Below are 23,142 nucleotides of genomic sequence, written 5' to 3' on the forward strand. Positions count from 1 at the left end.
ACCGGACAGCCTATCCGGCCCCCTCGACGAAAGGAATCCCATGGAGTACCGCCCCCTCGGCTCGACCGGCATGACCGTGAGCCAGCTCTGCCTCGGCGCCATGATGTTCGGCGCGTTCGGCAACGCCGACCACGCCGACTCCGTGCGCGTGATCCACCGGGCCCTCGACGCGGGCATCACCTTCATCGACACCGCCGACGGCTACTCGAACGGCGAGTCCGAGGAGATCCTCGGCGAGGCCCTGGCGGGCGGGCGCCGCGACGACGTCGTGCTCGCCGTCAAGTTCGGCGGTCCCAAGGGCGACAACCCGCACACCGGGGCATCGCGGGCCTACATCCTCTCGGCCGTCGACGAGTCGCTGAAGCGCCTGGGCACCGACCACATCGACCTATACCAGCTCGGCGTCCCCGACCCGGGCACCCCGATCGAGGAGTCCATCGAGGCGCTCTCCGACCTCGTCGACCAGGGCAAGATCCGAGCCTTCGGCGCCTCGAAGGTCACGCCGTCGCGAGTCGTCGAGGGCCGCTGGGCCTCCGAGCGGCTCGGCCGCGGCTTCTTCGAGACCGAGCAGCCGCCGTACTCGCTGCTCACCCGAGCGATCGAGTACGACCTGCTGCCGACCACGCGGCGGTACGACATGGGCGTCCTCAGCTACAGCGCCCTCGCGGCCGGCTGGCTATCCGGCCGGTACCACTCGGGCGCTGTCGGCGCGACGCCGGGGTCGGCGGCGCGCTCCGCGAGGCCCGCGCGCTTCGACGTGACGAACCCCGCGAACGCCGCCAAGGTCGCGGCCGTCGACGCCTTCACGTCTCTCGCGGCCGACGCGGGCCTGACCCTGGTGCAGCTCGCGACCGCCTTCGTCGTGCGGCATCCCGCCGTGACGTCGGCGATCATCGGGCCGCGCACGATGGAGCACCTCGACGGCTACCTCGCCGCCGACGGCGTCGTGCTCTCCGACGAGGTCCTCGACCGCATCGACGAGATCGTGCCGCCGGGCACCTCGGTCGACGTGGTCGACAACATGTGGTGGGTCGACATGCGCGACCTGGCGCCGGCCGCGCGGCGACGATAGCCCGCCGATCCCCCTCGACCCGCCGAAGGAAATACGCAATTCGACGCAGGTCCGAGGTCTGGCGTGGCGGGCTGCTCGCGTGCCACAGTGCTCCCCACCCGAAGGTCGAGGAGGACCCATGAAGATCGAGCCCGAGACATACGCCGAATCACTCGCCGTCGCGCGTGCGCGAGCTCTCGACTGGATCCGGTCGCTGCCCACGCGGCCGGTCGCGCCCACCGCCGACGTCACCGAAATGGAGCGGGTCTTCCGCGAGCCGATGCCCGAGTCGCCGACGCCGGCGCCGGCCGTGGTCGACGACCTCGCCCGAGACGCCGAACCGGGAATCATGGCGATGTCGTCGGGCCGGTTCTTCGGCTGGGTGATCGGCGGCACGCTCCCCGCTGCGCTCGGCGCCGACTGGATGGTGAGCGCCTGGGACCAGAACGCCGGCATGCGCTACGCGTCGCCCGCGGTCGCCGCCCTCGAGCGCGTCGCCGGCGAGTGGCTCGTCGACCTGCTCGGGCTTCCCGACGGGAGCGACGTGGGTTTCACCACCGGCGCCACGATGGCGAACTGGACCGCGCTGGCCGCAGCCCGGGCCGCAGTCCTCGACGCACACGGCTGGGACGTCAACACGCGCGGCCTGCAGGGCGCGCCCGTCGTCACGGTCCTCGTCGGCGCCGAGCGCCACACCTCGGTCGACCTCGCCCTGCGGTACCTGGGGTTCGGCGTGCCGACCGTGGTCGAGTCGGACGACGAGGGCAGGATCCGAATCGATTCTCTGCGCGACGCCCTCTCGCAGGTCGAGGGTCCGCTCATCCTGTGCCTCCAGGCCGGCAACCTGCACTCGGGCGCGTTCGACCCGATCGGCGAGGCCGCAGATCTCGCCCACGAGCACGGGGGCTGGGTGCACGTCGACGGGGCGTTCGGCCTCTGGGCGGCGGCGAGCCCGACCCTCCGACCTCGCCTCGCAGGGCTCGACCGCGCCGACTCGTGGGCGACGGACGCGCACAAGACGCTCAACGTGCCCTACGACTGCGGCGTGGCGATCGTCAGCCGCACGGGAGCGGTGCAGGCGGCGCTGGGCACGCAGACCGCCTATCTGATCCGCGACGCGTCGGAGGCGCCCGACCCGTTCGACCTCGTGCCCGAGATGTCGCGGCGTGCCCGGGGCGTGCCGGTGTACGCCGCGCTCAAGCAGCTCGGGCGCTCGGGCGTCGAGGAGCTGGTCGACGGTCTGGTCGACGCCGCGCGCGACCTCGCCGACGCACTCGGCTCGCTGCCGGGAGTCGAGGTGCTCAACGACGTCGTCTTCACCCAGGTGAGCCTCGCGTTCGGCTCCGACGACGAGACCCGGGCCGTCACCGCGCGGCTGATCGAGGACGGCGCCGTCTGGATGTCGGGCTCCTCGTGGCGAGGCCGCGCGATCCTCCGGGTGTCCGTGAGCAACTGGTCGACCGACTCCGGCGACGTCGAGGCGTCGGTGGCTGCCGTCGCGCGCGCACTGGACGCGGTGCGCGCCGGGGCCACCGTTGCCTGACCGGCCCTAGGCGAGCGAGGCGGTGAGCGCCGCGTCGGCCTCCTTCAGAACGGTCGCCGCGATCTCCAGCCCCTCGATGCGGCCGAGCGAGACGTCCTCGTGCTCGATGTTGACCGCCATCGCGGAGTCGACCTCGTGCAGTGCGCGGAGGAACTCGGTCCAATACGCGGCGTCGTGACCCTTGCCCAGGGCGACGAAGTCCCACGCCGAGTCGACAGGCCACTCGTTGGCCCACTCGTCGCCGCCGAGGTTCGTGCGCGGCTCGTCGGGCCGGAGCTTCCGGAAGGAGTTGTCGAGCACGCCGTTGATCGCAGCAGCGGGATTGACGCGGACGTCCTTCGCGGCGGCGTGGACCACGAGCGGCCCGAGATGCCGCACGACGGCGACCGGGTCCATCTGCTGCCAGAACAGGTGGCTGGCGTCGAGCTCGACGCCGATGTTCGTGAGCGAGCCCTGCTCGACGAGCCGCTCGATGCCGGCCGGGTTGAAGACGAGGTTCTGCGGGTGCAGCTCGAGGGCCACCTTGACGCCGCTCTCGCGGGCGAGCTCGTCGATCTCGCGCCAGAACGCGACCGCGATGTCGAACTGCCGGTCGATCATGTCGAGCGACGCCGAGTTCCACGCGTTCACCTGCCAGTTCGGGTGCTGCTCGGTCGGCGACCCCCCGGGCAGGCCCGACATCGTCACGACGCGCGTCTGGCCGAGGTTCGCGGCGGCCCGGATCGAGGTGCGGACGTCGTCGGCGTGCTTCTGCCCGATCACGGGGTTCGGATGCAGCGGGTTGCCGTTGCAGTTGAGGCCGGCGATCTCGACTCCTGCGCCCTCGAACTCCGCGAGGTAGTCGTCGGCGGCCGCCTTCGACGTGGCGATCGTCGCCACCGCCGGCATGTGCACTGGCGGCAGAAATCCGCCCGTGTTGATCTCGATCCCGGTGAGCCCCAGGTCGCGGATCACCGCGAGGGCGTCGGCGAGCGGACGGTCGTGCAGGATCGCGTTGTAGACGCCGAGCCTCATGCCGGCACCTCCTCGTTCTTCGTGGCGGCGACGTCGCCGACGGTGACGGTTGCTCCGCCGGCCTCGGCGGACGACGCGACGGCGGCGAGCAGCTCCATGTTGTGGACGCCCTCGTCGAACGTGGCGCACCGCGGCAGCGACGCCTCCTCGGGCAGGCCCGCGACCTCCTCGAGGAACGCCCGCGCCTGGAACACGAAACCCTCGTTCTGGCCGAAGCCGACGCCCTGGGCGTCCATGGCGAGACCGCCCGCGAGATACGGGTGATCAGGGCCCAGGATCACCTGCCGGAACCCGCGCTGCGCGGCAGGCCCCTCCGCCAGATACAGCCCCACCTCCGCCGGACGCCGGAAGTCGAACGACGCGGACCCGGCGTCGCCGAACACCTCGAACGTCAGCGTGTTCGCGTGACCGGTGGCCACGCGCGACACCTCGAAGGCGCCGACACCCTCGTCGAAGGCGGCGGAGAACGTGGCGTAGTCGTCGTTCTCGACGCGCCCGAGGGTGTCTGACACGGCGGTCGCGCCCCGGCCCGAGACCATGCCGAGAGGTTCGGGGCGCTCGTCGATGACCGTGGCGAAGCGGCCCCCCGAGACCGAGCGGATGTCGCCGCAGACGAACTCGGCGAGATACGACAGGTGGCTGCCCACGTCGGCGAGCGCCCCGGATCCTGCGGGCCCCTGGAATCGCCACGACAGCGGCGTGCGCGGATCGGCGGCGTAGTCGCACCAGTACCGCCCCGAGAAGTGCAGGACGCGTCCGAGCGTGCCCGAGCGCACGAGGTCGCGGATGTACGCGATGCCGGGCGACCGGCGGTAGGTGAAGCCGACACGGGCGATCGTCGACGCCTCGTGCGCGGCGGTCGCCATGGCGCGGGCGTCGTCGAGCGTGTCGCTGAGCGGCTTCTCGCAGAGCACGTGCTTGCCGGCGGCGAGCAGCCCCTCGACGACCTCGCGGTGGAACCGGTTGGCGATGACCACGCTGACGACGTTGATGCTCGGGTCGTCGGCGATGGCGCGCCAGTCGGTGTCGTTCCGCTCGAAGCCGTACCGTGTCGCGGCGGCCTCGCCGAACGCGGGCGACACGTCGCCGACCGAGACGAGACGGATCGGCGGCAGCACCGGCTCGTAGAGGGTGGCGGCGGTGCGGTACGCGGCCATGTGAGCCTTCCCGGCCATGCCGGCGCCGATGACAGCGACGCCGAGGCCGCGCGTGGAGGCCGATGCGGCCATGGTTTCTCCTTCGAAACGTGAGAGGCTTGGACTTCGTTGGAGCGCTACAATCGCGCTGACGAATTTGACAGTACATACTGACAAGCGGCTCGTCAAGGACCGACGCCGAGTGATCAGACGACAGGCAGGAGCGACGATGGCCGACCGACCCAGAGCGACCCGTCGGGCGACGATCTACGACGTCGCGGCGCGAGCAGGCGTCTCGAAGTCGCTCGTGTCGCTCGTTCTCCAGAACTCGCCGAAGGTCTCGGCCGAACGGCGGCAGGCGGTCGAGGCGGCGATGGTCGAGCTCGACTACCGTCCCAGTCGCGCGGCGACGGCGCTGGCGGGCAGCCGATCTCGCACGATCGGCGTCGTCATCGACGACTTCCGCAACCTGTGGTTCGTCGACCTGCTCGACGGCCTGCGCGAGGTCCTCGGCCCGGCCGGGCTCACCCTCACCGTGGCCGACCTGGCGGGCGAGTCCGCCTCGTCCGAGGCGGATCCGGGTCGCGCCGTGATCGACGGCTTCGTCGCGTCGGCCGTCGACGCGCTCGTCGTCGCCTGCGAGCCGACACCGGCTCTGCTCCGGCCGCAGGGATTCCCCGTGGTCGTTGCGGGCAATCGGTCCGCCACGCCGCCCGACGCCGCGGTCGTCTCCAGCGACGACTCGGCCGGCGCCGAGATCGCCGTCCGGCACCTGCTCGACCTCGGCCATCGACGCATCGCCCACCTCACCGGAGGCGGCGGAGCCAGCGCGCTGCGTCTCGCCGCCTACGAGCGGGTTCTCCACGACGTCGGCCTCACACCGCACGTCGCGAGCGGATTCGGCCGCACCAACGAGCCCGACGGGTACGAGGCGGCCCGCAGGATCCTGCGCGAGGCCCCCGACACCACAGCCCTCTTCGCCGGCAACGACACCATGGCCCTCGGCGCTCTGGCGGCGATCCGCGAGGCGGGCCTCGACGTGCCGGCGGGCATGTCTCTGATGGGGTTCGACAACTCGCCGATCGCGGATGCCCGGATCCTGCGCCTCACGACCGTCGACTCCGAGAACCGCGAGGTCGGGCGCCGGGCGGCTCAGACGGTCGTCGACCGCCTCGCCGGAGCCCGTGTCCACCGGCGCCAGCTCGTGTCACCCCGGCTCGTGCTGCGCGACTCCACAGCCCCGCCGCGCGGCTGAGGGCCCACGCGGCTCCCGGCGTGCCCGTGTCAGCGCCCCGTCTCCGCGTCGTCTCCGCGTCGTCTCCGCGTCGTCTCCTCGTCGTCTCCTCCTCGCGGACGAGAAGCCTCCGCCTCGGGTCTGGCTTGTCACCCTCCTCGCGAGGACCCTGCACACCGGTCGGTAGGGTGGCCGGGACGAGACGGGGGATTCCATGAGGATCGACTGGGCGAAGGCGGTGAGGTCGCGGCCGTTCCGAGTCGACCTCGCGGTCGGCCTGGTCCTCGCCGCGATCTCGCTCGTGCCCTGGGGCTTCGACTTCGTGCGCCCGCACGTCATCACGGCGATCCTCGCCCTGGCCGCGATCGCCCTGCGGCGGGTGACCCCGAGCGGCGCCCTCGCCGTGGCGTGGGTCATGGCCGCGTTCGAGATCGGCCTCGGCGAGCGCCCGAGCCCGATCGCGGTCGCCTACGTGGTCGTCCTCTACGCGACCGCCCGGCTCGGCAGCCGCTACGTCGTCATGGTCGGAGCCGGCTCGGCCGTCGCCGGCGGCGCGGTCGCCTCGTACTACCTCGCCGTGACCGGAGCCCGCTTCACCGAGCTGCTCTACGGGTCGCTCGTCCAGAGCGTCCTCACGGCCGTCGCGCCCGTCGCGCTGCTGGGCTCGGCCTGGCTGGTCGGCCTCGCCGTCCGCTTCTTCTCCGGGCGGGCCGACGAGTCGTCGCTCCGCCTCGTCGCCGAGACCGAGGCGCACCGGGCCCTCGACGTCGCCGCCGAGGAGCGCGCCCGCGCCGCCATGGCCCGCGACGTCCACGACATCGTCGGGCACTCGCTCGCCGTCATCATCGCCCAGGCCGACTCGATCGAGTTCCTCGACGACACCGACCGCATCCGGGCCGTCGGCCAGACCATCGCGCAGACGGCGCGCTCGTCGCTCGGAGAGGTGCGGGACGTCCTTTCCGGCACCAGCTCGCGTGGGGACGACTCCGAGCCGCAGGATCTGGGGGCGCTGGTCGAGCAGGTCCGCGCGGCCGGCGTCGTCGTCGAGCACTCGCTGCGGGGCGAGCGGCGCACCCTCGATCCTGCGCTCTCGATCGTGGTCCGCCGAGTCGCGCAGGAGATGCTGACCAACGCCCTGCGGCACGGCACCCCCGGGCGCCCGATCGACTTCCGCGAGACGTGGCGATCGGGCGACGTGGTGCTCGAGGTCGAGAACGAGGTGCCGCAGGATCCAGCGGCCTCGGCGGCGATCGCCTCCCCTGCCGTGCCGGGTTCGACCGCGACCCCGACCCCGACCCCGGCCTCCGCGCCCGCTCCGGTCTCGACCGCGGGCGGCGGGCTCGGCGTGGCCGGGATGCGGGCCCGGGTGACGGCGGTCGGCGGGTTCCTCGAGGCCGAGGCGCTCGACGGCGTCTTCACGGCCCGCGCCCGAATCCCCCTGCCCCGTACCGACCCGCTCGACATCTTCACTCCGGAGGAGCCATGATCCGCATCGTCCTCGTCGACGACCAGCAGCTGTTCCGCGCCGGCGTGCGCGTGGCGCTCGACGCTCAGACCGACCTCGAGGTCGTCGGCGAGGCGTCGGACGGCCGGGAGGCCCTGGCCGTCATCGCCGCGACGGAGCCCGACGTCGTGCTTCTCGACATGCGCATGCCGGTGCTCGACGGCGTCGAGACGGTGCGGGCGCTGTTCGGGCCCACCGGCCCGGCGAAGCGTCCGCGCGTGATCGTGCTCACGACGTTCGCGCTCGACGCCGCCGCGGCGACGGCGATCCGGGCCGGGGCGAGCGGCTTCCTGCTCAAGGACTCGACACCGGCTTTCCTCATCGCCGCCGTGCGCGCCGTGCACGCCGGGAGCTCGGTGCTCGCGCCGGACGAGCTCGGTCAGCTGTTCGGGCTCGACGTCGACACCGCGCCCGCTCCCCCGGCTCCTGCGGCGTTCCGGTCGCTGACCAAGCGTGAGCGCGTCGTCTTCGAGCTCGCCGCCCGCGGGCTGTCGAACACCGAGATCGCCGCGGAGGAGTTCGTGAGCGAGTCGACTGTGAAGACCCACATCTCGGCCGTCCTCGCGAAGCTCGGATTGCGCGACCGCGTGCAGATCGTGGTCTACGCGCACGACAACCGCCTCCTCGGCCAGCCCTGACGCGACAAAACGCGACACCTGCGACGCGTTGGAGCGTCGCGGGTGTCGCGTTTTGTCGCTGAACGGCCCGGGCGGACAGCCAGAGGGGCGCTAGCGCGGCGTGGGCACGAGGATCTCGACCCGCGACGCGACGTACCGGAAGTCGCCGGGATTCAGGGTCGCGAGCTTCGCACCGAGCTCGAACGCGGTCGCGGCGATCATGAGGTCGCGGGAGCGCGTGTGGCTCGGAGCGTGAGGATGCACGAGCGACATGAGCTCGGCGTGGTATGTCGCAGTCGACTCGAGATACGGGTGCCACTGAAAACCCGACGCACGCAGCCTCGCCAGACGCGTGCGGCGCTCGTTGTAGAGGTCGGCGGTCTTGGCTGCAGCGATTCCGAATTCAAGCTCTGCCAGCACCACGACGGACGACACATAGGGTTCGTCGGGCAGGTCGAGATCGTCGTAGTCGATGAGCACGGACGTGTCGAACAGGATCACTTGCCCTGGCGCTCCCACGGGTCGAAGAACTCGTCGTCGCCGTAGACGGAGCGGATGTCGGCGAGCCACGCGTCTTTCGCCTCGCGAGACATCGGCGGCAGAGGGTTTTCAGCCATGCGTCGGCGGAACTCGGACGCGGAGACGCCCACGACCTGAATCGACTGCGCCTCGACGACGCGCTCGAGCACGTCGAGGGGCACGAGGCCGGCGACCGGTCGGCCGTTCACGGTGATGACGCGGGCCTCGTGATCGGCCTGCACCGCCGCGATGACCTTGGAGGCGTTCTGCTTGAGTTCGCGTACGCCGACGGGCTCGGGGTGCTGCCGCACATCGCGGGGACTCTCGTGGACCACAGACATGCAGCCAGAGTAGCCCAGATGTAGAACATGTGCTTCGACCCTGTGGGCAACGCCCGTTGGCCGGATAGCGAACTTCGTCGACAGAATGTCTAGACGAACTAGCCAGCGCTCCGCCATGATGTGCGAGACGCCCCCGCGGCGTCTCCTTGGGTAAGCATGAAAGCCCGTCTCTCGTAGGGGGAGGCCGGGCACTGGCGAGGGTCGAGATTCGGGTCCCGACCCTCGCCTTTCACGTGGCCTCGGCGGCTTCGCGAGGCACGGGTCGGCGGCGCGAGGTCGCCGCGAGCACGACGATGTCGACCACGAAGAACACCGCCATGGCCAGGGCCATCGTCGGGACTCCCCCGCCCAGGACGCCCGTGAGAGGCGTCGTCGCCGAGCCGACGAGGAACGTGATGCCCGAGAGCAGCGACGACGCCGCACCCGAGTAGTCGGACCCCGCCTCCTGCGCCATGACGGAGCCCGCAGCACCCGTCATGCCCTGGCCCCCGACGATCGCCGTGAGGAAAGGCCACACCATGCCGAGCGTGAGCGGCCCCGGCAGGACATGCGTGACGACGACCAGCAGCACCACCGACAGGGTCGACAGGCCGACGCCGACGACGATGAGGCGTCGCGGACCGAAGCGGCCGACGAGGCGCGCGAACAGCCAGCTCATCAGCACCATCGCCAGCGCGTTCGTCGCGAACACCACGGAGTAGAGCGATTCCGAGACCCCGAGGGTGGTCTCGAGGACGAAGGCCGAGCCGCCGATGTAGACGAAGAAACCGGCTGTCGCCAGGCTGTTGACGACGAGCGGACGCAGGAAGGCCGGCCGGCGGATCACGCGGGCCATTCCGATCCACAGTCGCCGGAAGCCCGAGACCGGGTCGTCCGTGCGCGGCCGCAACGACTCCGGCACGCCGAACCACGCCGACGCCAGCATCGCCACGCCGAGCACGCCCATGAAGACGAACACTCCGCGCCAGCTCGAGAACGACAGGATCACACCGCCGATCGCCGGCGCGATCACCGGCCCGATCAGCGTGATCGCCCCGAGCATCCCGTACTTCTGCGCGCGCTCGACGCCGGTGTAGCGGTCCGCGACCACCGCCCTGCCGACGGCCGCGCAGGCTCCTGCGGCCGCGCCCTGGAACAGCCGCAGCACGAGCAGCGCGCCGATCGACGGGGCCACGGCGCACGCGAGGCCCGCCACGGCGTAGGTGAGGGCACCGAGCAGGAGCAGGGGCCGCCGCCCGCGCACATCGCTGATCGGCCCCGCGAAGAGCATCCCCACGGCGAGGCCCACGATGCACACGGTGATCGAGAGCTGGGCCGCCGACGCCGTCGTGGACAGCGAGGTGCGGAGAGCCGGGAGCGCGGCGATGTACGTGTCGGTGGAGAACGGTCCGGCGCCGACCACGAGGGCCAGAGCCAGGAGCGGCGGAGTCCTCTGGGCCGTTCGGTCGCCCGTCCTCACCGCCGCATCGCTCACACGTGAAAACCTACCGCTGGTTCGCACGCCCGGGATGGGAGAGGGGGAGGCGGGGGCTGTCGGATGCGGTGAGGCGCTCGCGCATCGAGCCCTCGCGCGGCTCCTGCGGCAGCATGCCCCGGTCGCGGAGAAGCGGCATGACCCGGTCGATGAAGTCCCGGTAGCCGTGCGGGCCGCCGTAGGTATGCTGCACGAGGAAGCCGTCGACGTCGGTCGTGTCGACGATCGCCTGCAGCTGGTCGGCGACCTGCTCGGGCGTGCCGGTCGCGCGGGGGCCGCCGATCGACGTGGCGATGCCGTCGAGGATCTCGCCGACGGTCGGGCTCTCGTCGCCGTTCTGGAAGATGGCGAGCGTGGCCTGGCCCACCTCGGTCGAGACGTCCGCGAGGGTCTGGTCGGGATCGAACTTCATGAGGTCGACGCCGCTCCAGCCCATGAAGAGGGCGGCGCCCGATTCGCGAGACGGCGTCGCGTCGAGTTCGGCACGGAGCCGCCACGCCTCCTCCTCCGTGTCGCCCAGGACGATCGAGACGTCGGTGAGCACGCGCGGCGTGCCCGGCTCGCGCCCGTTCGCGGCGGCGAGCTCGCGCAGCGACTTCACGTTGCGGGCGGCGAGCTCGGGGTCGCGGTCGGAGATGAAGACGCACTCGGCGTACTTGGCTGCGAAGGCACGGCCGGCACTCGACGTGCCCGCCTGGAGCAGCGCCGGCGTCCGCTGCACGCTCGGGGTCGACGGGTAGTAGCCGTCGAGCTGGAAGTAGTGGCCGTCGTGCCGGATCCGGTGCACCTTCGACGGATCCGTGAAAGTGCGCGTCGTCTTGTCGTAGACGATCGCGTCGTCGTCCCAGGCGTCCTCCCAGAGCTTCAGCGAGAGCTCGACGAACTCGTCGGCGCGCCGGTAGCGCTCGTCGTGCGGGGTCAGCGTCTGGCCGAGGAGCTTGACGAGCGCGACCTGGTTGTCGCTCGTGACGATGTTCCACGCGATCCTGCCGCCGGTCAGGTGGTCGAGGCTCGTGAAGGCGCGGGCGTTGAGGTAGGGGTGCTGCGAGGTGGTCGAGGCGGTGACGACGAAGCCGAGGCGGTCGACGGTGGCGGCGAGGCCCGAGATCAGGGTCATCGGGTCGTGCACGGGGAACTGCACGGCCTCGCGGAGCACCACCTCGGGGACGTCCTCGCCCGACATCGGGTAGCCGAGGGCCTCGGCCAGGAAGAGGAAGTCGAATCCGCCGGCGTCAAGCTCGCGCACCATGGTCTGCCAGTACTCGAGGGTGGCGAAGTCGCGGGTGTCGCTCCGCTCGTGGCTCCAGCTGTTGCCGATGAAGTTGGGCGTCAGCTCTTCGAAGGCGCCGAGGATGATCTGCTTGGTCACGGGGTGTCTCCTGCGGGGTCGGGGCGGGTCGGGGCGGGCGGGGATGACGTCGGGTCGGGCGGGGTGTCGTCGTGCCGGTGTCAGAGCGTGTGGGGTCGGGCGGCTGCGCCGTTGATCACCAGGATCCGCACGCCACCCGGGGCCGAGCTCGTCCAGCGATGCGAGCGCCCGCTGTCGAACCAGACGGAGTCGCCGAGACCGAGCTCGAGGGTCTCGTGACGCTCGATCTCGAGGGTGAGGGAGCCCTCCACGACGTAGAGGAACTCCTCGCCGTCGTGAGCGAACCAGCCGCCCAGGTCGTCGCCGCAGGAGCCCACGACCTCGTCGACCTGCAGGTCTCGGCCCGGCGCGCTCACGAGCACGTGGACGCGGGCGGCGTTCGGCAGATCGGACATCGGCGACGGCGTCGGCGACCCGCGGCGGACCACGACGACCTCGGAGGCGTCGGTCGGCGGCAGGAGGTCCTGGGGGGTCACGCCGAGCGCGTCGGCGAGACGGAACAGCGTCGCGATGCTCGGTGAGGCCTTGCCGTTCTCCATCTGCGACAGGTGCGGCTGGCTCACGCCCGCGCGCTCGGCGAGCTGCGCGAGCGTGAGGCCGGCGGCTCGCCTCGCGGCCCGGAGGACGCGGCCGAGCGCCGAATCGAGGGCGGTGTCGGCGGGCATGAGAACACCCTGGCAGATATTCGCGTGAGTGAAGTTTCTTCCGTGTTACAAATTCTACCGCAAGCATGTCCTGTCATGCGTACAATAGGCGGACCATCCCGCACGCAGAGAGGCGCGCCATGCAGAGATTCGCCCTGATCGGCGCCGGCTTCATCGGCACGGTCCACGCCCAGAACCTCGCCGCCCACCCCGGCATCGAGTTCGTCGGCATCCACGACGTGGCCGAGGCCCGGGCGCAGGAGCTCGCGGCACGCTTCGGCACGCGATCCCTCTCGGCCGCCGAGGTGTTCGACCCCGCCACGGTCGACGCGGTCTTCATCGCCTCGTCGACCGACACGCACGCCGTCCACCTCCGGAGCGCCGCCGACGCGGGCCTCGCCGTGATGTGCGAGAAGCCCATCGCTCCCGACCTGGCCGAGGCACGAGCCGTCGTCGACTATGTCACCGCCTCCGGCGTCCCGGCGATGCTCGACTTCAACCGCCGCTACGATCGCGACCACGCGGGCCTGCAGCGGGTGGTGCGCAAGGGCGGCGTCGGGGCGGTCGAGCTCGTGCAGATGTCCACGCGCGGGCCGTCGCTGCCGCCGATCGAGTACCTCCGTGTCTCCGGCGGGCAGATGGCCGATCAGACGGTGCACTTCTTCGACCTGCTGCGCTGGATCACCGGGCAGGAGCCGGTGTCGGTCGCCGTCCAGGGCTCGGCCCTGGTCGACCCGTCGATCGCCGAGTTCGGCGACGTCGACACCTCCGTCGCCACCCTCACCCTCGAGTCCGGCGCGATCGTCGAGATCGACAGCGTCCGACGCACGGGCTACGGCTACGACGAGCGCATCGAGGTTATGGGATCGACCGGTCTCGTCGAGTCGCGGCGGAACCGGACGAGCAACGTCGCCGTCTACGGAGCGGGTGCCGTGACCGAAGCCGGGCTGCACCCGGGGTGGTTCGAGCGCGTGCAGCCGACGTACGCGCTCGCGCTGGCGGCTTTCGTCGAGGCGCTCGAGGCCGGGCACCCGGCTCCTGCGACTCTCGAGGACGGCCTTCGGGCGCAGGCCATCGCGGAGGCCGCGACCCGGGCACTCCGGTCGGGGCGCACCGAGGCCATCGAGTACTGAGGCAGTCGTCGCGCGCTGCGGCGCGAGGCCGGTCGCCGGCGCCTCGCGCTCAGCGAGGCAGGTGAGGCAGGAGCTCGGCGACGCGCGGCGAGTCCTGGAACACGCGGAGCTCCTGCGAGCAGCGGCACGCCACGGCCACCTTTCGCGCCCACTCGACGGCCTCGTCGCGGGTCTCGACCTCGATGACGGCGTAGCCCCCGTTCAGATCCTGCGACTGAGGGAAGGACGCCCCGTCGGTGACGGTTCCGTCGCCCGCGACCGTGACCACGGCGACGTCCTCGTCGATGCCGCCGGTGAAGAGGAGGACGCCCGCGGCAGCCGCCTCCTGCACCCAGGCGTAGGCGGCGTCGGCGACCGCCGGCAGCTCGTCGTCGGTGATGTCCATCGCCTCGCTCGGGAACGAGATCAGATACTGCCTCATCGCGGCACCTCCAGTCGGGCGGGGCCGAGGCCGAGTCGCCGTCAGGCGATCAGGGCGCGCGCGCTCCGCAGGAACGATGCCGCCAGTGTGGCACCGTCGCCCAGGTATCCGGCCACCATCGCCCCGTCGCGCAGCAGCATGAGGTCGCGCGCCGTGCCCTCTCGGTCGGCCTCGGCGACCCGTCCGCTCACCGACTGCCCGAGCGCGTCGAGCCACCAGGTGCGGTGGGCGTCGATGAAGCGCCGGATCGGCGACTCACCGTCGGGGAACTCGGCGGCCGCATTGATGAACGGGCACCCGCGGAACCCGGGCTCGCACGCGAGCACGCCGAGGTTGCCCGCGACGAGCTCGAAGAACCGGTCGGCGTCGCCGTCGGCCACGGCGAGCGCCTGCCCGATGCCGTCGCGTTCGAGCTGCGCGCGCTTCTCGAGGTGCGCGAGCACGAGGTCGTCCTTCGAGGCGAAGTGGCGGTAGAAGGTCACCTTCGTGGTGCCCGCCGCCTCGATGATCCGGTCGACGCTCACGGCGCGGATGCCCTCGGCGTAGAACAGCTCGCTCGCGGCCTCGACGAGGCGGTCGCGCATCGAAGTCTTCACGGCGCCGATCATAAGCGTCCTTTCAGGTAGAGTGACTAGTCATTCTACATAGACCTCTGACGAAAGGACACACCATGACCGCCACCGAGACGACCCCCGGCAGGATCGCGCCGACGCTCCGCACGCTCTACTTCGCCCGCTTCGCCTTCGCCCTCGTGTGGGCGGGGGTGCTGCTGATCAGCGGTGCGGGCGCCGGCGGGGACATCGGCGGGGTCGGTGTCGCGCTGCTCCTGCTGTACCCGCTCGTCGATCTCGCCGCGGCCGTCATCGACCGGCGCGCGTCGCACGGGCAGGGGTCGGCGGCGTTGCTGATCGTCAACATGGCGCTGAGCGCGCTGGCCGTGATCGGGCTCGCCGTCGCTCTCGCCGCGGGCGCGGGCACCGGCGCCGTACTCGGAATCTGGGGCGGGTGGGCGATCACCGCAGGAGCCGTGCAGCTCGCGGTCGGCATCGCCCGACGCGGGTACGCCGGGCACTGGCCGATGATCCTCTCGGGCGGCATCTCGGTGCTCGCCGGCGCGGGCTTCGTCGCGCAGTCGATGGGCATGGCCGCGATGCTCTCGGGGATCGCGGGATACGCCACCCTCGGCGGCGTGTTCTTCCTCGTGTCGGCGATCCGGCTGCAGCTGTCGCTGCGTCGCGCCGCCGCCTGACCCCTCCCCTGTGCGACAAAACGCGACACCTGCGACGCGCACTCGCGTCGCAGGTGTCGCGTTTTGTCGCGCTGGGGGCGGCAGCCGGGTGCGCCGGGCGGAGCTAGCGACCGAGGTCACGGCGCAGGAGCCGCACCACGCCGATCGCGAGCAGCACGACGGCGAAGAGGGCGAGCCCCCACGCCCCCATGCCGACGGCTCCCGTCGCGAGCGGCTCGCCGCCGTAGGCCCAGTGGTACGGCGAGAAGCGGTACACCCACGCGACGCCCGACGAGTCGTTGCCGATCCCGTTGAGGGCGTAGCCGCCGGCCGCGACGATCGCGCCCGCGGCGAGCGCGACACCGGAGCGCCCGGTCACGCAGCCGGCGGCGAAGGCCGCCGCGCCCGACGCGAGGGCTAGGAGCCCGAAGAGCGCAGCGGTCAGGACGAGTCGCCCGCCGTCGATCCCGAGGCCGGCCGGCCCGGTGAACGCGAGCACCACGACGTAGGCCACCACGGCCAGGGCCGCGATGCGCGTGACGAGCACGAGCGCCCGGGCGACGCCGAGCGACAGCCGCGACACGTCGTGGGCGGCGACGAGCTCGAGCCAGCCCGACTCCTCTTCGCGGGCGATCAGCCCGGCTCCCCAGGTAATGGCGGCTACGGCCGAGAGAGCGAAGCCGAGCAGCCCGAAGTACGTCGACTCGGTGTAGCCGGCGCCGGTGCTGATGGAGGTGTAGTTGATCGCCTTGATCAGCGCCGGCGGCAGCGATTTCAGCAGGCTCTGGATCTGCGACGACCCGCCGAACGACGAGTAGATGGGCAGGTAGAGGAAGGCGGGGGCGGCGATCACGACGCACCAGAGCACCAGCCCGCGCAGGCCTCGGCGGAGCTCCTGCGCCCACAGCACGCCGATCATGAGGCGGCCTCGGGGCGCGCGTACCGGCCGAGGACCACGCTCTGCAGGTCGGGTTCCTCGACGACGAGGTCGACGAGCGGCAGGGCCGACGCGGCGCGGACGAGGTCGGCGACGGGGCCCGCGAGCACTCCGTCGATCGCGGTCGAGCCGTCGGCCGATGACACCTTCGCGTCGGGGGCGAGGAGGGCGAGCAGGGGCGCCAGGGTGTCGGTGCGGGTGGTGTCGGCCTGCTCCTGCACCACCACCCGGACTCGCCGGGGAGCCGAGTCTCGCAGCGCGGCCACGGAGGAGTCGGCGGCGATGCGCCCGGAGCGCAGCAGGACGACCCGGTCGGCGCCGCGCTCGATCTCGGAGATGTCGTGCGACGACAGCAGCACCGTGCGGCCTCGGTCGCGGGCCTCGCGCACGACGTCGAGGAACGTCTGCTGCACCACCGGGTCGAGGCCGCTCGTCGGCTCGTCGAGCACGAGGAGCGCCGGGTCGTGGGCGAACGCCTGGATCAGCCCGATCTTCTGCCGGTTGCCCTTCGACAGGTCGCCGACGCGGCGGCCGAGGTCGATCTCGAGGCGGTCGGCGAGAGCCCCGAGCCGGGTGGCGCGTGTCGCGACGGCGCCGCCTGAGAGCGCGTCGAGGTCGTGCAGGATCGCGCGTCCGCGCCGCTGCGGGTCGAGCCTCAGGTCGCCGGGCAGGTAGCCGATCTGCCGGCGGAGATGCGCCCCGTCTCCGCGGACCTCGCCCCCGAACCGCACCGCACCCCGGTCGGGTCGCATGACCTCGAGCAGGATCCGCAGGAGCGTCGTCTTCCCCGCGCCGTTCGGCCCGATCAGCCCCACGACCTCCCCCGCGCCCACGTCGAACGACACTCCGTCGAGCGCGTGGACCCGCCCGAACGCCTTGCTCACGTCGGCCACCTCGACGGCCGTCGACGCTGTCGCGCCCTCGCTCATGCCGCCGACGCTACTCCCGCGGCGACGGGATCCACTTCGTGGACCGCGCGCAGCTCAGCTCTTCCGCTTTCGTCAAGAATTCGCGTTCTTTCACGCAAAAGTCAGGCCACAAGCACGCCAGGAGCCCCGAGACTCAATGAATTCCGTGATCTTGACAGGAGTTCGATGATGTCCCTGCCCACGCTCTCTCCCGCTCTCGACCGAGACGTCGTCGCGCGTCTCGCCGACATCCGCCTCGCCGACGTCGACCGCTTCGGCGGCAAGAACGCCTCGCTCGGCGAACTGCTCGCCCACCTCACCGAGGCGGGGGTGAAAGTCCCCGCGGGCATCGCCACGTCGGCCGACGCCTTCCGTCGCCACCTCGCCGCCTCGGGGCTCGACGAACGGATCGCCCGCATCCTCGTCGACCTCGACGTCGACGACACCCGGGCTCTCGCCGAGGCAGGGCGCAGGATCCGAGACCTCATCGAGACCACGCCCCTCGCGGCCGACCTCGACGCCGCCCTCCGCGCGGCCTTCGCCGACCTCGAGGCAGAGCAGGCGGGCCCGACCTCGTGGGCCGTCCGCTCGAGCGCGACCGCCGAGGACCTCCCCGACGCCAGCTTCGCCGGCCAGCAGGAGACCTTCCTCGGCATCACCGGCATCGAGAACGTCCTCGACGCCGTGCGGAAGGTCTTCGCGTCGCTCTACAACGACCGCGCGATCGCCTACCGGGTGCACCACGGCTTCGTTCACGCGGAGGTCGCGATCTCGGCCGGCATCCAGCGCATGGTGCGCTCCGACCTCGCCGCCTCCGGCGTCATGTTCACCGTCGACACCGAGTCGGGGTTCGACGGCGCCGTCTTCGTCACGAGCGCGTACGGACTCGGCGAGGGCGTCGTGCAGGGGGCGGTGAACCCGGACGAGTTCTACGTCGGCAAGGCGGGTCTCGCCGCGGGGCGTCCCGCGATCCTGAAGCGCGGGGTCGGTGCGAAGGCGCTGAAGATGGTGTTCACCGACGACGACCGGGTGGGCGAGACCACGGCCTTCGTCGAGGTGGACCACGCCGAACGAACCCGCCTCAGCCTCACCGACGACGAGGTGCACGCCCTCGCCCGCCACGCCCTCGCGATCGAGCGTCACTACGGCCGCCCGATGGACATCGAGTGGGCGAAGGACGGCCTGACCGGCGAGCTCTTCGTCGTCCAGGCCCGCCCCGAGACGGTCGTCTCGCGCGCGGGCGCCGGCATCGAGAAGCACACCGTCGCAGTCGGGCGGGCGACCGCGCTCCTCACCGGCCGGGCCATCGGCCAGCGCGCAGGATCCGGGAGCGTCGCCGTGCTGACCGACCCCTCCGACATGCACGCCTTCCGCTCCGGCGACGTCCTCGTCGCCGACATGACCGACCCCGACTGGGAGCCGATCATGAAGAAGGCGTCCGCGATCATCACGAACCGCGGCGGCCGCACCTGTCACGCGGCGATCATCGCCCGCGAGCTCGGGGTGCCGGCGGTCGTGGGCACCGGCACCGCCACGAGCGACCTCGCCCCGGGGGCCGAGGTGACCGTCTCGTGCGCCGAGGGCGAGACCGGGGTGGTGTACGCCGGGCTCCTGCCGATCGAGGTCACGACCACTGCGGTCGACTCTCTGCCGGCCGTCGGAACGAAGCTGATGATGAACGTGGGCAACCCCGAGCTCGCCTTCGCGCAGTCGCGGATCCCGAACCAGGGCGTGGGGCTCGCGCGGATGGAGTTCATCATCAACCGGCAGATCGGCATCCACCCCCGCGCCCTGCTCGAGCTCACCTCGCAGCCGGCAGGCGTCCGAGCCGAGATCGAGCAGGGGATCGCCGCCTACGCCTCGCCGCGGGAGTTCTTCGTGCAGCGCCTCGTCGAGGGCATCGGCACCATCGCGACCGCGTTCGCCGACCACCCCGTGATCATCCGTCTCTCCGACTTCAAGTCGAACGAGTACGCGCACCTTCTCGGCGGCAAGGCCTACGAGCCCGACGAGGAGAACCCGATGATCGGGTTCCGCGGCGCTTCGCGGTATGCTTCCGAGTCGTTCGCCGAGGCGTTCGCGCTCGAGTGCGAGGCCCTGCGGTACCTCCGCGACGAGATGGGTCTCGTGAACATCCGCATCATGGTGCCGTTCGTCCGGCGGGTCGCCGAGATCGAAGCCGTCCTCGAGATCATGGCGTCGCACGGGCTGCGTCGCGGCGTCAACGGGCTGCAGATCGTGATGATGTGCGAGATCCCGTCCAACGCGCTGAACGCCGATGCGTTCCTCGACCACGTCGACGGCTTCTCGATCGGGTCGAACGACCTCACCCAGCTCACCCTCGGCGTCGACCGCGACTCCGCCCTCGTCGCCTCGGCGTTCGACGAGCGAGACCCCGCCGTGCTGAGACTCGTCGAACTGGCGATCACCGCCTGCCGCGCCCGCGGGAAGTACGTCGGCATCTGCGGCCAGGGGCCCAGCGACCACCCCGACTTCGCCGACTGGCTCGTCTCGCTCGGCATCGAGTCGATGTCGCTCAACCCCGACACCGTCGTCGAGACGTGGCGGCGCCTCGCCTCCTCTGCCGCCGCCTAGCCTCCGCTCCCCCGGCCCACGTCGCCCCGCCACGCCACGCCCCGCCCCGCGACAAAACGCGACACCTGCGACGCTTCGGTACGTCGCAGGTGTCGCGTTTTGTCGCTCGAGGCAGCGGGTGAGAGGCACCAGTAACCCCCGGGCGAGGGCACTAGTGACCAACCCCGATTGCGGGTCGCGGCCAAACCGTACTGACGAGTACGCTCGCGGCCATGGGGATCACCTTCGACCTGGGAATCCAGAGACGTCGAGAACGGCGAGGCAGCCGTCAGCACGCCGCCGCGCTCGCGGACGCCGAAGCACGAGCGAAAGCCGAACTCGAGCACATCATCGCGGCCGCGCGCCTGGTCGTGTCGACGCGCTTCGCCTCGGCGACGCTGCTCGTCTCGCGCCTGGGCGTCACCGAGGAGGTCGCCGGCCGGATCCTGCACCGCCTCGAGCACTGCGAGGTCATCGCCCCGGCGCAGGCCGGTCGCGACGTGCAGACGGTGCTCACGACGCCGGCGCAGCTGCCCGGGGTCATCCGCGAGTTCCAGGTGCGTGGCTGACACCCCGGTCGCAGGAGCCGGGCCACTCACCTTCGTGGCCCTGCTGTTCCCCCGGGTCACGCAGCTCGACCTCACCGGGCCCGTGCAGTTCCTGTCGCGACTGCCCGGCGCCACGGTCCACCTCGCCTGGCACGACGTCGCGCCAGTGCCGACTGACTCCGGCTTCTCGATCGTGCCCACGGTCTCGTTCGACGAGGCGCCGCAGGCCGACGTGCTCCTCGTGCCCGGAGGGGACGGCGCGTTCGAGCTGATGGACGATCAGGCGGCGCTCGACTTCGTCCGCCGTCAGGCCGAGGGCGCGTCGTACGTGACGAGCGTCTGCACGGGCGCGTTCGTGCTGGGTGCCGCGGGCCTTCTCGACGGGGTGCGCGCGACGACTCACTGGGCCTCGCGCGCGATGCTCGCGGACCTCGGCGCGATCCCGACCGAGGGCCGCACCGTCCGCGACGGCCGCGTCATCACCGGCGGCGGCGTCACCAGCGGAATCGATTTCGCCCTCACGGTCGCGGCGGAGCTCTATGGCGACGACGAGGCACGCCGCGTGCAGCTGCAGATGGAGTACGCGCCCGAGCCCCCGTTCGACGCCGGTTCGCCGACCCGACCCGAGGCCGACCAGGATCGCGTGCGGCGGATGCTCGAGACGAACCGCGAGCGCCGGGGCCCCGCCGTGGCGCGTGCCGCCGCGCGGCTGCGGGAGGCCGGGCGGCCGTAGCCGGACGGCTGTCGGCCGGATCCTGCGCCCTAGTCGCTCACGGCAGGAGCAGGCGGCACGGTCGGCCGAGGCGCCCGCACGGCCGACGGCGCGCGCTTCGGCCACGCGTAGAGGGCCGCGACGATGCGGGAGCGGCGACGCAGCAGCACCATGACGCCCGGGACGGCGACGCCCAGCACCATGAGGGCGACGACGAGGACGCTGCCGTTGCGGACGTGCAGTCGGTCGAGCACGTGGACGGCGGCCGTGACGACGATCCAGTGGGTCGTGTAGTAGACGATCGAGTCGCGGCCGATGGCCGAGAGCCATCCGCCGACGCGCGAACGAGCCACCAGGGATCCGACGGGCTCGGCGAGGATCGCCACGCCGACGACGCCGAGGGCCGTGATCAGCGTGTACCGCACGAAGACCTGCGTGCTGTAGACGGCCAGCACCAGCGCTGCGGCGGCCGCGAGCGCCTCGACCCAGCGGTGACGGACCAGCCGGAGCCAGTCCGGGTAGTGGCGGGTGACGGCGTCGCCGAGGAAGAAGAAGGCGAGGAGGAAGGTCAGCCGGGTCCAGCCGTCGCCGTCGTGGATGACCGCGCTGGCGGCCAGGAGGAACGGGATGCTGAACGTGCGGATGCGCGCGGGCACGACCAGAGAGATCAGGTAGTACAGCAGCAGGTAGGCGAGGTACCAGGTGTACGTGCCGTCGTCGGTGACGATCGACCAGATGCGCGAGACGCCGTAATGACCGTGGCCGGCGACCTGGCTGCCGCCGACGAGGAGGGCGACGATGACCGCCGTCCAGACCACGTAGGGCCAGCCGATGTTGCGGAGCTTGCCGCCGATGTACTCGCGGGTGGGCTTGCCGAGCGAGCGCGGCAGCAGCATGCCCGAGCAGAACATGAGCGTGGGGATCCGGAACGGCGACGCGGCGTCGTTGAGCGTCGACGCCCAGAGCGGCGCGGCGGTGGGCGTGACGGCGAGCGCGATGACGACGTGATAGAAGACGACGAGGAAGACCGCGAAGCCGCGGGTGACGTCGATCCACGCGAGACGCTCGCCGTGGCGGTCGAGGGCGCTCACGGGCGCACCACGGCATCCGTCGCGGCGTCCGTCGGTTCGGGCCGAACGTAAGCCATGCTCAGGATTGTCGACCCGAGCCGACCCCCTGCGCTAGCCCCTGCGCACATCGACCCGGCGAATTCTTAGAGATGGACCCGGCGGGCGCTCACTCGGCGAATCGACCCACCAGAGCGCCGAGGTAGGCGTCGCCATCGAGCGCACGCACGTCGTCCAGGCCGAGGGTTCGCTGCAGCAGCACGAACGATAGCAGGGCGCCGAAGAACGACCGGGCGGCGAGGTATCCCGCCGCCGGGTCGGGGGCGGAGCCACGGCGCGCGAGCTCGGCGCCGAGGGCGGTCGCCGCCCCGTCGACGAAGCGGGCGAAGCGGAGGTCGGGGCCGGACGGGGTGGCCGCTGCTCCTGCGACCAGAAGCCGGATCAGGTCGAGGTTCGCCTCGACCCGCCCCAGGAACCCTCGGCCGAGGAGGGTCAGCAGCTCGACCGTGTTCGCGCTCGCGAGCCGGTCGAGCGGCGGCAGATCGGTGAAGACGGCGATCGCGTCGTCGACGACCCGGTCGAGCACAGCCTGCTTGTCGGCGAAGTGGCGATAGAGCAGGGCGTCGCTGATTCCGGCGGCGCGGGCGATGTCGCGGGTCGTCGTGGCGTGGAACCCTCGGTCGGCGAAGAGCTCGCGGGCCGCGAGGGCGATCTCGGTGCGGCGGCCGTCGGCGCTCAGCCGTCGGCGCGTCGGCGCGGAGGTCACGCGGCCCGCCCGCGGATCAGGCGCAGGAACCACAGCCCCGACCCCATGTTCGCGAGCCCCAGCGGAATCCAGTCGAGGCCCGAGGCCGGCGCGAACGGCGACGTGCGATCGAACAGCAGCAGGGCCACCAGGAGCAGCGTGCCCGCCTTCACGATGCACGACACCCCCGTCAGCCACCCCGGCCCGACCGACGCCTGCGCAGCCACGACCACGATGGCGGCCCACGCGGCCGCGAGCGAGACGAGCACGGGCGAGGGCAGCGGGGCCAAGGCGACCGCCATCGACGCCACGCCCGCGACGAGCAGCACCAGACTCGTGAACCGGCGCTGCGGCACCCACGTGGGCGCGAAGGCGGTGCTCTCGGAGGCGTTCATGACGACATAGTAAGCGTGCGCTCACTTA

At 71.7% G+C, this 23,142-nt stretch carries 23 protein-coding genes and 1 pseudogene; 10 read left to right on the top strand and 14 right to left on the bottom strand.

The window, feature by feature from the left end:
- Positions 1-40 precede the first annotated feature (40 nt).
- Positions 41-1,072 (top strand): aldo/keto reductase, encoded by a 1,032-nt coding sequence (locus C8E83_RS11610; protein WP_121370042.1) that lies wholly within the window; start codon positions 41-43, stop codon positions 1,070-1,072.
- A 118-nt stretch (positions 1,073-1,190) separates the two neighbouring features.
- Positions 1,191-2,594, top strand: a complete 1,404-nt coding sequence (locus tag C8E83_RS11615; RefSeq protein ID WP_121370043.1) for a pyridoxal phosphate-dependent decarboxylase family protein — start codon at positions 1,191-1,193, stop codon at positions 2,592-2,594.
- 6 nt (positions 2,595-2,600) lie between these two features.
- Here C8E83_RS11615 and C8E83_RS11620 read toward each other — a convergent pair whose 3' ends face one another.
- Entirely contained in the window at positions 2,601-3,608 is a 1,008-nt protein-coding gene (locus C8E83_RS11620) for a sugar phosphate isomerase/epimerase family protein (RefSeq protein ID WP_121370044.1), read from the bottom strand.
- Positions 3,605-4,837: a Gfo/Idh/MocA family protein gene (locus C8E83_RS11625; protein ID WP_121370045.1), complete on the bottom strand. Its 1,233-nt coding sequence runs from the start codon at positions 4,835-4,837 to the stop codon at positions 3,605-3,607. The genes C8E83_RS11620 and C8E83_RS11625 overlap by 4 nt, the downstream gene beginning before the upstream one ends.
- Before the next feature lie 136 nt (positions 4,838-4,973).
- Between C8E83_RS11625 and C8E83_RS11630 the strand changes: the two genes are divergently transcribed.
- The 3 genes from C8E83_RS11630 (at position 4,974) to C8E83_RS11640 (ending at position 8,120) form a co-directional block, all read left to right on the top strand.
- Positions 4,974-5,999, top strand: a complete 1,026-nt coding sequence (locus C8E83_RS11630) for a LacI family DNA-binding transcriptional regulator (RefSeq protein WP_121370046.1) — start codon at positions 4,974-4,976, stop codon at positions 5,997-5,999.
- A 193-nt stretch (positions 6,000-6,192) separates the two neighbouring features.
- Positions 6,193-7,464, top strand: a complete 1,272-nt coding sequence (locus C8E83_RS11635) for a sensor histidine kinase (protein WP_121370047.1) — start codon at positions 6,193-6,195, stop codon at positions 7,462-7,464.
- Positions 7,461-8,120, top strand: a complete 660-nt coding sequence (locus C8E83_RS11640; protein WP_121370048.1) for a response regulator transcription factor — start codon at positions 7,461-7,463, stop codon at positions 8,118-8,120. Before C8E83_RS11635 ends, C8E83_RS11640 begins: the two co-directional genes overlap by 4 nt.
- Positions 8,121-8,210: 90 nt before the next feature.
- Here the strand turns inward: C8E83_RS11640 and C8E83_RS11645 are convergent, their stop codons facing one another.
- The 5 genes from C8E83_RS11645 to C8E83_RS19535 form a co-directional block, all read right to left on the bottom strand.
- Complete coding sequence (locus tag C8E83_RS11645; protein WP_170159924.1) at positions 8,211-8,600, bottom strand: PIN domain-containing protein; 390 nt, start codon at positions 8,598-8,600, stop codon at positions 8,211-8,213.
- Positions 8,597-8,959 carry a type II toxin-antitoxin system Phd/YefM family antitoxin gene (locus C8E83_RS11650; protein ID WP_170159925.1) on the bottom strand — a complete coding sequence of 121 codons (363 nt, stop codon included), beginning with the start codon at positions 8,957-8,959 and terminating at the stop codon, positions 8,597-8,599. The genes C8E83_RS11645 and C8E83_RS11650 overlap by 4 nt, the downstream gene beginning before the upstream one ends.
- A 229-nt stretch (positions 8,960-9,188) precedes the next feature.
- Positions 9,189-10,433 (bottom strand): multidrug effflux MFS transporter, encoded by a 1,245-nt coding sequence (locus C8E83_RS11655; RefSeq protein WP_170159926.1) that lies wholly within the window; start codon positions 10,431-10,433, stop codon positions 9,189-9,191.
- 10 nt (positions 10,434-10,443) lie between these two features.
- Positions 10,444-11,802, bottom strand: a complete 1,359-nt coding sequence (locus C8E83_RS19530; RefSeq protein WP_170159927.1) for an NtaA/DmoA family FMN-dependent monooxygenase — start codon at positions 11,800-11,802, stop codon at positions 10,444-10,446.
- A gap of 80 nt (positions 11,803-11,882) precedes the next feature.
- The gene (locus tag C8E83_RS19535; protein WP_121370052.1) at positions 11,883-12,467 is read right to left on the bottom strand and encodes a helix-turn-helix domain-containing protein; all 585 of its coding nucleotides are present in this window, start codon (positions 12,465-12,467) and stop codon (positions 11,883-11,885) included.
- Between the two features lie 119 nt (positions 12,468-12,586).
- Here C8E83_RS19535 and C8E83_RS11670 point away from each other — a divergent pair, with 119 nt between their 5' ends.
- A complete protein-coding gene (locus C8E83_RS11670) occupies positions 12,587-13,579 on the top strand; it encodes a Gfo/Idh/MocA family oxidoreductase (protein WP_121370053.1) in 993 nt (330 codons plus the stop codon).
- Between the two features lie 49 nt (positions 13,580-13,628).
- Here C8E83_RS11670 and C8E83_RS11675 read toward each other — a convergent pair whose 3' ends face one another.
- Positions 13,629-14,000: a YciI family protein gene (locus C8E83_RS11675; RefSeq protein WP_121370054.1), complete on the bottom strand. Its 372-nt coding sequence runs from the start codon at positions 13,998-14,000 to the stop codon at positions 13,629-13,631.
- 41 nt (positions 14,001-14,041) lie between these two features.
- Positions 14,042-14,596, bottom strand: coding sequence for a TetR/AcrR family transcriptional regulator (locus tag C8E83_RS11680; protein WP_245981630.1), 555 nt, complete (start codon positions 14,594-14,596; stop codon positions 14,042-14,044).
- A 74-nt stretch (positions 14,597-14,670) separates the two neighbouring features.
- Between C8E83_RS11680 and C8E83_RS11685 the strand changes: the two genes are divergently transcribed.
- Positions 14,671-15,249 (top strand): hypothetical protein, encoded by a 579-nt coding sequence (locus C8E83_RS11685; RefSeq protein WP_121370056.1) that lies wholly within the window; start codon positions 14,671-14,673, stop codon positions 15,247-15,249.
- A 103-nt stretch (positions 15,250-15,352) separates the two neighbouring features.
- Here the strand turns inward: C8E83_RS11685 and C8E83_RS11690 are convergent, their stop codons facing one another.
- Positions 15,353-16,147, bottom strand: coding sequence for an ABC transporter permease subunit (locus tag C8E83_RS11690; RefSeq protein WP_121370057.1), 795 nt, complete (start codon positions 16,145-16,147; stop codon positions 15,353-15,355).
- Positions 16,144-17,094: an ABC transporter ATP-binding protein gene (locus C8E83_RS11695; RefSeq protein ID WP_121370058.1), complete on the bottom strand. Its 951-nt coding sequence runs from the start codon at positions 17,092-17,094 to the stop codon at positions 16,144-16,146. Before C8E83_RS11695 ends, C8E83_RS11690 begins: the two co-directional genes overlap by 4 nt.
- A gap of 165 nt (positions 17,095-17,259) precedes the next feature.
- On the opposite strand from C8E83_RS11695, the gene ppsA reads away from it, so the two are divergent.
- The 3 genes from ppsA to C8E83_RS11710 all read left to right on the top strand — a co-directional run bounded on the left by ppsA (position 17,260) and on the right by C8E83_RS11710 (position 20,928).
- Positions 17,260-19,668 (top strand): phosphoenolpyruvate synthase, encoded by a 2,409-nt coding sequence (ppsA, locus tag C8E83_RS11700; RefSeq protein ID WP_245981632.1) that lies wholly within the window; start codon positions 17,260-17,262, stop codon positions 19,666-19,668.
- 212 nt (positions 19,669-19,880) lie between these two features.
- Positions 19,881-20,216, top strand: coding sequence for a hypothetical protein (locus C8E83_RS11705; protein ID WP_121370059.1), 336 nt, complete (start codon positions 19,881-19,883; stop codon positions 20,214-20,216).
- Positions 20,209-20,928: a DJ-1/PfpI family protein gene (locus C8E83_RS11710; RefSeq protein WP_245981634.1), complete on the top strand. Its 720-nt coding sequence runs from the start codon at positions 20,209-20,211 to the stop codon at positions 20,926-20,928. The genes C8E83_RS11705 and C8E83_RS11710 overlap by 8 nt, the downstream gene beginning before the upstream one ends.
- Positions 20,929-20,957: 29 nt before the next feature.
- On the opposite strand, the gene C8E83_RS11715 is transcribed toward C8E83_RS11710, so the two are convergent.
- The 3 genes and pseudogenes from C8E83_RS11715 to C8E83_RS19545 form a co-directional block, all read right to left on the bottom strand.
- Entirely contained in the window at positions 20,958-21,998 is a 1,041-nt protein-coding gene (locus C8E83_RS11715) for an acyltransferase family protein (RefSeq protein ID WP_121370060.1), read from the bottom strand.
- Between the two features lie 559 nt (positions 21,999-22,557).
- Positions 22,558-22,773 (bottom strand): annotated as a pseudogene (locus C8E83_RS20100) (helix-turn-helix domain-containing protein); the annotation flags it as partial.
- The gene (locus tag C8E83_RS19545) at positions 22,737-23,114 is read right to left on the bottom strand and encodes a hypothetical protein (RefSeq protein WP_170159929.1); all 378 of its coding nucleotides are present in this window, start codon (positions 23,112-23,114) and stop codon (positions 22,737-22,739) included. The gene C8E83_RS19545 and the pseudogene C8E83_RS20100, both read right to left, overlap by 37 nt.
- Between the last annotated feature and the right edge of the window lie 28 nt (positions 23,115-23,142).

The organism is Frondihabitans australicus (genome assembly GCF_003634555.1).
Lineage (GTDB): Bacteria > Actinomycetota > Actinomycetes > Actinomycetales > Microbacteriaceae > Frondihabitans > Frondihabitans australicus.

Excerpts from the sequence above, each read along its gene's own strand:
- C8E83_RS11610 (WP_121370042.1), top strand. The coding sequence starts at position 41 with ATGGAGTACCGCCCCCTCGGCTCGACCGGCATGACCGTGAGCCAGCTC.
- C8E83_RS11615 (WP_121370043.1), top strand. The coding sequence starts at position 1,191 with ATGAAGATCGAGCCCGAGACATACGCCGAATCACTCGCCGTCGCGCGT.
- C8E83_RS11620 (WP_121370044.1), bottom strand. The coding sequence starts at position 3,608 with ATGAGGCTCGGCGTCTACAACGCGATCCTGCACGACCGTCCGCTCGCC.
- C8E83_RS11625 (WP_121370045.1), bottom strand. The coding sequence starts at position 4,837 with ATGGCCGCATCGGCCTCCACGCGCGGCCTCGGCGTCGCTGTCATCGGC.
- C8E83_RS11630 (WP_121370046.1), top strand. The coding sequence starts at position 4,974 with ATGGCCGACCGACCCAGAGCGACCCGTCGGGCGACGATCTACGACGTC.
- C8E83_RS11635 (WP_121370047.1), top strand. The coding sequence starts at position 6,193 with ATGAGGATCGACTGGGCGAAGGCGGTGAGGTCGCGGCCGTTCCGAGTC.
- C8E83_RS11640 (WP_121370048.1), top strand. The coding sequence starts at position 7,461 with ATGATCCGCATCGTCCTCGTCGACGACCAGCAGCTGTTCCGCGCCGGC.
- C8E83_RS11650 (WP_170159925.1), bottom strand. The coding sequence starts at position 8,959 with ATGTCTGTGGTCCACGAGAGTCCCCGCGATGTGCGGCAGCACCCCGAG.
- C8E83_RS19535 (WP_121370052.1), bottom strand. The coding sequence starts at position 12,467 with ATGCCCGCCGACACCGCCCTCGATTCGGCGCTCGGCCGCGTCCTCCGG.
- C8E83_RS11670 (WP_121370053.1), top strand. The coding sequence starts at position 12,587 with ATGCAGAGATTCGCCCTGATCGGCGCCGGCTTCATCGGCACGGTCCAC.
- C8E83_RS11675 (WP_121370054.1), bottom strand. The coding sequence starts at position 14,000 with ATGAGGCAGTATCTGATCTCGTTCCCGAGCGAGGCGATGGACATCACC.
- C8E83_RS11685 (WP_121370056.1), top strand. The coding sequence starts at position 14,671 with ATGACCGCCACCGAGACGACCCCCGGCAGGATCGCGCCGACGCTCCGC.
- C8E83_RS11690 (WP_121370057.1), bottom strand. The coding sequence starts at position 16,147 with ATGATCGGCGTGCTGTGGGCGCAGGAGCTCCGCCGAGGCCTGCGCGGG.
- C8E83_RS11695 (WP_121370058.1), bottom strand. The coding sequence starts at position 17,094 with ATGAGCGAGGGCGCGACAGCGTCGACGGCCGTCGAGGTGGCCGACGTG.
- ppsA (WP_245981632.1), top strand. The coding sequence starts at position 17,260 with ATGATGTCCCTGCCCACGCTCTCTCCCGCTCTCGACCGAGACGTCGTC.
- C8E83_RS11705 (WP_121370059.1), top strand. The coding sequence starts at position 19,881 with ATGGGGATCACCTTCGACCTGGGAATCCAGAGACGTCGAGAACGGCGA.
- C8E83_RS19545 (WP_170159929.1), bottom strand. The coding sequence starts at position 23,114 with ATGAACGCCTCCGAGAGCACCGCCTTCGCGCCCACGTGGGTGCCGCAG.